This window comes from Mannheimia indoligenes (assembly GCF_036880405.1).
Taxonomy (GTDB): Bacteria; Pseudomonadota; Gammaproteobacteria; order Enterobacterales; family Pasteurellaceae; genus Mannheimia; species Mannheimia indoligenes.
In genome coordinates, this window is the sequence record NZ_JBAJJM010000020.1 from 1 (window position 1) to 9,505 (window position 9,505).

Genomic DNA, 9,505 nt, shown 5'->3' on the forward strand with positions numbered 1-9,505 from the left:
TATCGCAATCATATGAAACGGGCACATTTGTGTCGGGGTATTGAGTAAATCTTTTAATAATCCCCTCCGACCATCGCAGGTAACTGATTGAATGATATAGCCTTTTTCTCTTAACTGATTGAGAGCTAACTGATAATAAACATCTTTTTCTGTTTTTACAAAACGATGATAGATTACCTTCTTTTTCAGACTATTGATTAAAACCAATACACCAAATTCTCGACCAAAGAAAGTGGTATCCATAATAATATTCAGATATTTTCCTTCTATTATATTTGGCTGGCTTTTAGGGGCTTTTTCAATATATCGTTGAATAGTTCTCACCGAACAATGATATTTCTCAGCAAGTTGCGGATAAGTCTGTTTTCCTGTCGTGTAATCAGACCAAATTTGAATAGCGTTTAATTTCTTTTGAAAGGTAAAGATTTTATTACATTGATTGCAATAATGGCGCTGAATATTATTTTGCTTACCGTGCTTCTTGATATTCGTACTTTGGCAAAATGGGCAGTTTTTTATTCATTTTTCGAAAATAGGGCTTAAAGCCTTGTACTATAAGGCTTTAAGCCACTTTTTAGCAACTATTTTGTCTACTATGCCTGATTTTAAGCCTCAATCCCTTCAAATAAAAGTGTACTTAAATAACGCTCAGAGGCAGATGGTAAAATCACCACGATAAGTTTATCTGCAAATTCAGGTAATTTTGCTAAGCGATCTGCTGCTGCAACGGCTGCACCAGATGAAATACCGCCTAAAATCCCTTCTTCAGCCATTAAGCGGCGAGCGGTTGCTAGGGCTTCTTCGCTTGATACTTGCTCAACTCTATCCACTAATGATAAATCAAGGTTTTTCGGGATAAAGCCCGCACCAATGCCTTGAATTTTATGTGGAGCCGGTTTCACTTCTTCGCCGTTTAAGGTTTGAGTAATGACAGGCGATTCTGCCGGCTCAACTGCCACAGAAATAATTTGTTTGCCTTTGTCTTGTTTAATCGCACGAGAAACACCGGTAATAGTACCACCTGTACCCACACCTGCCACTAATACATCAATTTTACCTTCGGTTGCATCCCAAATTTCAGGACCGGTGGTTTGTTGGTGGATCGCAGGGTTTGCCGGGTTTTCAAATTGTTTTAAGGTAACGTAATGATCAGGGTTTGAGGCTGCAATTTCTTCCGCTTTTGCAATTGCCCCTTTCATTCCTTTTGCCCCTTCGGTTAAAACAAGGTTTACGCCTAAACCACGCAATAAACGTTTACGCTCGGTACTCATTGTTTCAGGCATTGTTAAAGTTAATTTGTAGCCACGAGCTGCGGCAACATAAGCCAATGCGATACCAGTATTGCCACTGGTTGCATCGACAATTTCTTTACCTTTAGTCAAAATACCGTCTTTCTCTGCTTGCCACACCATATTCGCCCCGATACGGCATTTCACGCTAAAACTTGGGTTACGCCCTTCCACTTTAACCACAATGTTGCCATTACCGAAATTCTTTAAACGAACAAGAGGAGTGTTACCAATAGAGTATGAGTTGTCTGCATAGATAGTCATAATAGTGTTCCTTATTAGATTAGGTATTAAAATTTAACTTTATCATACTTATTTTTGAGTGATTTGCTAGTAGCTAGAAGGTATTTTATATAACCAAATAGAATATGTTGAGATAGGCAAAAAGTAAGCGGTCATATTTTGCAAAAAATTTACTAAATCTGACCGCTTGACTATTGGGAATTGAGACTATTTCAGCTCTCTCGCGCCTTGATTATCGACCTTACAAATGTGGATAAATCCTTCGTTGTTTTGTAGATACTCTTTTTCCAAGTAGTTCACTAATCGTTGGGCGTGTTCCAAATCAGGAGCGATGGCAAACATCGTTGGGCCTGAGCCGGAAATACCAACCGCTAATGCCCCTAAATCTTTACAGCCTTGTCGAACGGTTGGGAAGTTAGGGAGCAAATCTTCACGATACGGTTCGGCAATAAGGTCTTTCATCATCGTTGCGGCTAGCACATCTTGGTGAGTGTGGCAGGCGTGAACGAAAGAGCCTAAATAGCGGGCTTGCTGAATCATATCTTGGCGAGTGTAGCTCTTCGGTAAAATCGCACGAGCTTCGGCAGTGGAAACTTCCACGCCCGGATAAGCCAATACCCAGTACCATTCATCAAAGAACGGCAACGGTTGGCAAATGTTGCCGAGAGATTGAGTCATTAGCTGTAAGCCGCCTAAATAGCAAGGGGCAACGTTATCGTAGTGGATTGAGCCTGAAATTCTACCTTCCAGTTCGCCCATCATTTCCAACAATTCCATTTTTGAAAATGGTTCATCGTGGAATTTGTTGAGAGCCACTAATGCCGCCACAATCGAACAAGCACTCGAGCCAAGCCCTGAGCCAATCGGCATATTTTTTTCGAGTGTTAATCGCAAATTTTTTACGTTGCCACCACGCAGTTTTAAGCGTTCGCTAAAAAGCACATAGGCTTGATAAACGATATTTTTTTGCGGCTCTTTCGGTAATTTTCTGACGAAATAGCCAGCACTTTCTAATTCGAAGTATTGATCGCAATCTTCGATTTGGACTACATCGCCGAGCAATGAGCCGTCAATCGGGGAAATTGCCGCCCCTAAAGAGTCAAAACCGACACTGATATTAGCACTGGATGCCGGTGCATAAATGCGTAAAACCATTAGTTTGCTCCTCCGTGTAGGGTGCGAAGAATATCGGCAAAAATACCGGCTGCTGTTACGCTATTGCCTGCTCCGTAGCCTCGTAAGAGGAGTGGGATTGGGTTGTAATAACGAGTTAAGAAGGCTAGAGCATTTTCACCGTCTTTCACTTTGTAAAGTGGGTGATTTTCATCAACGGCTTCAATCGCCACACGGCATTTATTGCCGGTAATTGAGCCTACATAGCGTAACACTTTGCCTTCGGCTTTAGCAGCTTGCACACGTTTATCAAATTCTTCATCTAATGATGGCAGAACAGCTAAGAACTCATCACGGCTCATACCTTCTGAGAACCCTTTTGGCAATACACCTTCAATTTCAATATCGTCAAATTCAAGCGGTAAGCCGGTTTCACGAGCAAGAATTAACAATTTACGAGCGACATCCGCACCGGATAAATCATCGCGTGGATCAGGCTCGGTAAAGCCTTTTTCTTTTGCAATTAAAGTGGCTTGTGAAAGGGTTAAACCTTCTTCTAATTTACCGAAAATGAAGGAAAGTGAGCCTGATAAAATCCCTTCAAATTTTTCGACTTCATCGCCTGCTGCCAAGAGATTTTGTAGGTTTTCGATAACCGGTAAACCCGCACCCACATTGGTTTCATAGAGGAATTTATGTTGGCTTTGGCGAGCATTTTCACGCATTTCCAAATAGTAGTCGTAGCTTGAGGTGTTAGCCTTTTTGTTTGGTGTGACCACGTGGAAACCCTCTTTTAGTGCACGAGCATAAAGATTCGCCACCGATTGAGCCGAAGTACAATCCACAAATACAGGGTTGACAACGTGGTGGAATTTGATGAATGAAAGTAACACATCAAAATCAGACGGCTGGATCGCTTTTTCTAAATCTTCTTTCCAGTTATCTAAATTTAAGCCGTTTTCGTTCAGCAACATTTTATCCGAGTTGGCTAAGGCACAAATTCGGATCTCAATGTCCTTCTTTGCCAAAAATTCCTTTTGTTGTTTAACCTGCTCAATTAACTCGCTGCCTACGCCGCCGACACCGACTAAAAACATATCGACCACACGCTTGCTGTTGAATAGCGATTTATGAGTTGCTTTTACTGCCTCAATCGCTTTATTTAGTGGCACAACTGCTGAAATTGAGCGTTCTGATGAACCTTGTGCGATTGCCACAATGCTGATATTCGCTTGAGCTAGGGCAGAGAAGAAACGAGCAGCGATACCTTTAGCGGTACGCATACCATCCCCAACCACAGACACAATGGATAAATCCTTAATAATATCAATTGGGTCAAGCAAGTTTTCCGCTAATTCGTGAGCAAATTCCGCATTGAGTGCCGCTAAGGCTTTTTCTGCTGATTTTGCCGGTACGCAGAAACTGATGCTATATTCTGAGGAAGATTGAGTAATTAAAATCACCGAAATGCCGGCTTTTGACATCGTGGAGAATACACGAGCAGCCATTCCCACCATACCTTGCATACCCGAACCTGACACATTGAACATTGCCACGTTGTCGAGGTTGGTGATCCCTTTTACTTTTAAGCCATCGGTTGCTACATTGCTGTCAATCAATGTGCCTTTGCCATCTGGATTACCGGTATTTTTAATTAAGCACGGAATATTTAACGGCACTAACGGTCCGATAGTGCGAGGGTGGATCACTTTCGCTCCAAAGTAGGAAAGCTCCATTGCCTCTTGGTAGCTCATTGACTCTAAACATACGGCATCTGGTACTAGGCGAGGATCGCAGGTGTAAACGCCGTCCACATCGGTCCAAATTTCACAAATATCTGCTTTTAAGCACGCAGCCAAGCAAGCTGCTGAGTAGTCAGAGCCGTTGCGACCTAAAAGCACTAATTCGCCTTTTTCGTTACCCGCGGTAAAGCCTGCCATTAATACTACGTTTTTCTTAGGAATTGAGCCGGCATCAACACGCTTGGTGGATTCAGCAATATCCACTGAAGATTCTAAATAGCTGCCGTGAGCCAATAATTTTTCCACAGGATCAATGCGGGTAACATCATAGCCTTTCGCCTCAAACCACGCTTGCATCATCGCAATAGAAAGTTTTTCACCACGACAATGAATGGTCGCTGCAATATCATCCGATAAAGATTTGCTTTTTGCCGAGTCTGCTGCTACCTGTTGAATTTGGGCTAATTCCGCCTCAACTAAGGCTAATAATGCTTCACGAGCGAAGTTATTATTGGCTTCATATAAACCGTTGATGATATTGTGGAAAATTTCAGTAGCTTCAGAAAGGTTAGATTCAAAGGATTCACCTGCGATAGCTTTATCGACAATGGCGACAAGGTGGTTAGTAATTTTAGCTGGAGCGGATAATACCCCAGCTGCTTGATCTGCTAGATGGGCCTTTTCGATGATGTTCGCCGCTTGCATAAAGCGTTCCGGGTTGGCAAGCGATGTGCCACCAAATTTTAGAACTCGCATAGTTTCTCCTGATATTAATATTTGCAAATTTTTATACAAAAATGCCCGCTTGTAGCGGGCATTTTAAATTCTGTTTTTTAGCAACACTCACCCGCATTATGTGATTGCATAATGGTAATCGTGGTGGTAATAATGGTTGCTAAGTTAAACATTTTGTTATTTCTCAATAAAGATGAATTAACTGAGAGAATGTGGCAAACCTTTTCTTTTGTCAATCTTTTTTTGTGGGAAATTGTGCTTTTTATCGCCTGCTATGTTTGCCTATTGCATTAATTGTGATTAATCTGAAGATTAAATCATAGATTTCTTGTTTTAGATCAAAAAACTGCTAAACTTAGTGCTGAGTGATTAACCTTTATATATGAGGACAATAAAATGGCATACACATTACCAGAACTAGGCTACGCATACGATGCGTTAGAACCCCATTTCGATGCAAAAACAATGGAAATTCACCATTCTAAGCATCACCAAGCTTACATTAACAATGCAAATGCAGCGTTAGAAGCTCATCCAGAGCTATTAGAAAAATGCCCTGCGGAATTGATTAAAGATTTAAGCCAAGTGCCTGCTGAAAAACGTGTTGCAGCACGCAACAACGTGGGTGGACACGTAAATCACACTTTATTTTGGAAAGGTTTAAAAACCGGTACAACTTTACAAGGTGCATTAAAAGATGCCATCGTGCGTGATTTCGGTTCGGTAGAAGCATTCCAAGCTGAATTTGAAAAAGCAGCAACTACCCGTTTCGGTTCAGGCTGGGCGTGGTTAGTGGCGGAAGAGGGCAAATTAGCTGTGGTTTCAACCGCAAACCAAGACAACCCATTAATGGGTAAAGATGTAGCTGGTGTTTCAGGCTACCCGATTTTAGGTTTAGATGTGTGGGAACACGCTTACTACTTAAACTACCAAAACCGCCGTCCGGATTTCATTAAAGCGTTCTGGAACGTAGTAAACTGGGACGAAGCCGCTCGCCGTTTTGAAGAGAAAGTGGCAACTTGCGGTTGTGCGAAATAATTTAATGCGCCAGAAATAATATTCAAGCGGTCAAATTTTGCAGATTTTTTGCAGAATTTGACCGCTTGTTCTTTTATTGATATTCAAAAATTACACGAGGAGTGAGCTTGGTAATCAGCTCATAGCTAATCACGCCGATGTGTTTCGCCACATCTTCAATCAGTAATTTTTCTCCCCAAAAAATCACTTTATCGCCTACTTTATCTTGGCTATCAGCCCCTAAATCAACCGTGAGCATATCCATTGACACACGCCCGACAATCGGCACAATTCTGCCGTTTACCAAAACAGGTGTGCCTTCAGGGGCATTGCGAGGGTAGCCATCTCCGTAGCCCATTGCGATTACACCCAGTTTGGTGTCTTTCGGGCTAACCCAAGCTCCACCGTAGCCGACCGGCTCGCCTGCTTTGTGGGTGCGAACAGCAATCAGTGAGGAAGAAAGGGTCATTACAGGCTTAAAACCTAAATCAGTAATCGGGCTGTAGTGTGGAGAAATTCCGTGCATAATAATGCCGGGGCGAACCCAATCATAATGAGCTTGTTTCCAATACAAAATTCCGCTTGAGGCGGAAATGCTGCGATCGTGTGCTTTGTATTTGTCGGTAGCTTGTTCAAACACGGCGATTTGTTTTTCCGTATAACCACAATCTAATTCATCTGCACGGCTGAAATGGCTGACAAAACTAATAGAATTGACCAGCGCACATTTTTGTAAACGTGCTACAAACATATCCACTTGTTCGGGGTGAACGCCCAAGCGGTGCATACCGGTATCAATTTTGAGCCAGATATTGATGGGGAAATAGATTTTAGCCTTGCGCTTCCAAAAGCCTTTTTTCTGCTCTTCTTCCCACTCTTGATTGACTTGTTCAAGTAATTCGAGCTGTTCAATATTATGAATCACAGTGTCAAATTTACGGGAAAGGGTTTTAAGCAACTCTTCACGGTCAAAAAAACCTTCCACCAGTACAATTTTGCCGGTGTAGCCGGTTTCTTGAATTTCCAACGCTTCACGCAAGCGGGCAACACCAAAGCCATCGACTAAATCTGTCAGTGTGGCGGCGGCAGGCAGTAAACCTTGCCCATAAGCATTGGCTTTGATCATCGCCAATAATTTTTGCTGTGGAGCAAAAGATTTAATAAGTTGGATATTATGGCGAAGGGCTTGGCTGTCAATGGTTGCGGTAGCTGGTTTCATATTTCTTCTAACGAGATAAAATAATAAGTGTGCGAAATTATACGCTGAAAATGAAAAATCCCTTAGAAAATAATGTAAAAAAGATTAGTATTAGCGAACTAATGCGAGAAGTTTTATATGCTAAATTTATTATTTGAACTAAAAAAAGAGAAGATTATTTCTGATTTAAACTACCAATTTGCGGCTTTTATTGAGAGCAAACAAATGCAATATAATTATCCTCAGCGGCAAAAAGATCTGGCGGTGTTGCTTGCTGCATTGATTTCTTATCAAGTTGGATTAGGGCATACGGCGTTACGTTTAAATTCTTTAGAACTTTCTAATCTTTTTGAGTTGAGTGCAAAACCGCAATGCTATCATATACTTAAGGCAATTTTGCAAAAAATTGGAAAAATTTCACCGCTTGAATGGCAAGAAGTGTTAAAAGATCACATTGCTTTTAGTTATTTGCCTGAAAAAATTGCTCCGATGTTGTTCCAAAATGGTCTGCTTTATTTTTATCGTTATTGGCAGGCAGAGCATAATATTGCGGTTTATTTGCAACAAGCGGTCAAATTTTCAGAAAAATTTACCAATGCAGAGTTAAATAAAAAAATTATCGAGCAACTATTTGAGCGTCAATCAAACCCTCAACAAGAAATTGATTGGCAAAAAGTGGCGGTTGCAACCGCACTTGAAAAACAATTTAGTCTTATTTCCGGTGGACCGGGAACAGGGAAAACCACTACGGTTGTGAAACTATTGCTCGGGCTTCAACTAAAACAGCGAGAGCTACATCAACCTTTTCTCCAGATTGCCCTCGCAGCCCCAACGGGCAAAGCGGCAGCAAGAATGAAAGAATCGATTGAGGGAAAATTAGCGGAGGAAAAACAACTTTCGCCCGAATTAATTAAAGCCATTCCAACAGAAGCAATAACAATTCACCGTTTACTTGGTGCAAGACCTTTAACCGATGAAACAAAATATAATGTGAAAAATCCACTCCATTATGATTTGGTTGTACTAGATGAAGCATCGATGATTGATGTATCAATGATGGAAAAAATTGTGCAAGCATTGAAGCCAACCGCTTGCCTGATTATGTTAGGGGATAAAGACCAGCTTGCTTCCGTTGAGGCGGGATCTATTATGGGCGAGTTAGGTTCATTCTTGGCGTATGGCTATAGTCAATCTCATTGTGATTATTTAAAAAAGGTTACTGGTTATGAAATAGAAGTAGGTAATGCTTTAGCAATTGGTGATTCACTGGCTCATTTAAAACATAGCTATCGTTTCGGCGAAAAAATGTGGATTGGTGAACTAGCTAATGCAGTTAATGATCAAAAAATTAATTATTCTTGGGAAATATTTGCTAAATACCAAGACAGCGGTAAGTTAGAGAATAGGATTTATCCTGAAACAAAGGATATGGCAGATAAATCAAATTGGCTAGAAAAAAGCGTGCAAATGGTTGTGAATAAAGCCGTAGAGCTTTATCGTGCTTATTTGACAGCGGTGCAGCAAAGAGAAGAAAATCCGCAGGCTATGAGCGTGAAAACCATTTTTGACAAATTCCAAAAAGTACGTTTTCTATCGGCATTACGTATCAGTGAATTAGGCGTTGAAAAATTAAATGTAGCGATAGCGGAAGGCTTGCGTAAAGCTGGCTTGGTGAGATTTAATCATAGCCGAGACCGCTATATTGGCAAACCCATTCTTATTACCGAAAATATGCCGACAAATAAAATCGCCAGCGGCGATATTGGCATTATTTTACCTGATGAAAATGGAGAAACGAGAGTTTATTTTGATTCTCAACAATCAGACGAACAATATCATAGCTTGCCATTGAGTAGAATCTCAAGTTACGAAGCGGCTTATATTATGACAGTGCATAAATCGCAAGGATCGGAATTTGAGCATACTGTTTTAGTATTGCCGCTAGTGATTTCTCCTGTATTAACGAAAGAGCTAATTTATACAGCAATTACTCGAGCTAAAGATAAATTCACGTTATTTGGTAGCGAGAAAGTATGGAAATATAGTGTGGGATCTAAGACAGAAAGACAAAGTGGCTTAAAAGAGCAATTAATTAGCAAGTTTTGTTAATGGAATAATCAAATTGACGAGAAATTCAACAAGCGGTAAAATTTTTAAAATTTTTTACA

General features: G+C 40.9%; 7 protein-coding genes. 2 read left to right on the plus strand and 5 right to left on the minus strand.

Features of this window, described 5'->3' with window-relative positions:
* The 4 genes from V6W77_RS10370 to thrA all read right to left on the minus strand — a co-directional run.
* Nucleotides 1–519: IS256 family transposase, variant Zn-binding type (locus V6W77_RS10370; RefSeq protein WP_428981789.1), on the minus strand; the 519-nt coding region annotated here is incomplete at its 3' end.
* Nucleotides 520–605: 86 nt separating this feature from the next.
* On the minus strand, nt 606–1,553 hold the full coding sequence (gene cysK, locus V6W77_RS10375; protein ID WP_334236058.1) for a cysteine synthase A: 948 nt from the start codon (nt 1,551–1,553) through the stop codon (nt 606–608).
* A 186-nt stretch (nt 1,554–1,739) separates the two neighbouring features.
* Nucleotides 1,740–2,687 (minus strand): homoserine kinase, encoded by a 948-nt coding sequence (thrB, locus tag V6W77_RS10380; RefSeq protein ID WP_334254576.1) that lies wholly within the window; start codon nt 2,685–2,687, stop codon nt 1,740–1,742.
* Nucleotides 2,687–5,143 carry a bifunctional aspartate kinase/homoserine dehydrogenase I gene (gene thrA / locus V6W77_RS10385; protein WP_334254577.1) on the minus strand — a complete coding sequence of 819 codons (2,457 nt, stop codon included), beginning with the start codon at nt 5,141–5,143 and terminating at the stop codon, nt 2,687–2,689. The genes thrB and thrA overlap by 1 nt, the downstream gene beginning before the upstream one ends.
* A 375-nt stretch (nt 5,144–5,518) precedes the next feature.
* Between thrA and sodA the strand changes: the two genes are divergently transcribed.
* Nucleotides 5,519–6,160 carry a superoxide dismutase [Mn] gene (gene sodA, locus V6W77_RS10390; RefSeq protein ID WP_334254578.1) on the plus strand — a complete coding sequence of 214 codons (642 nt, stop codon included), beginning with the start codon at nt 5,519–5,521 and terminating at the stop codon, nt 6,158–6,160.
* 73 nt (nt 6,161–6,233) lie between these two features.
* Here the strand turns inward: sodA and alr are convergent, their stop codons facing one another.
* A complete protein-coding gene (alr, locus tag V6W77_RS10395; protein ID WP_334232684.1) occupies nt 6,234–7,358 on the minus strand; it encodes an alanine racemase in 1,125 nt (374 codons plus the stop codon).
* A 117-nt stretch (nt 7,359–7,475) separates the two neighbouring features.
* On the opposite strand from alr, the gene recD reads away from it, so the two are divergent.
* Entirely contained in the window at nt 7,476–9,446 is a 1,971-nt protein-coding gene (gene recD / locus V6W77_RS10400) for an exodeoxyribonuclease V subunit alpha (protein ID WP_334254579.1), read from the plus strand.
* Nucleotides 9,447–9,505: the final 59 nt, after the last annotated feature.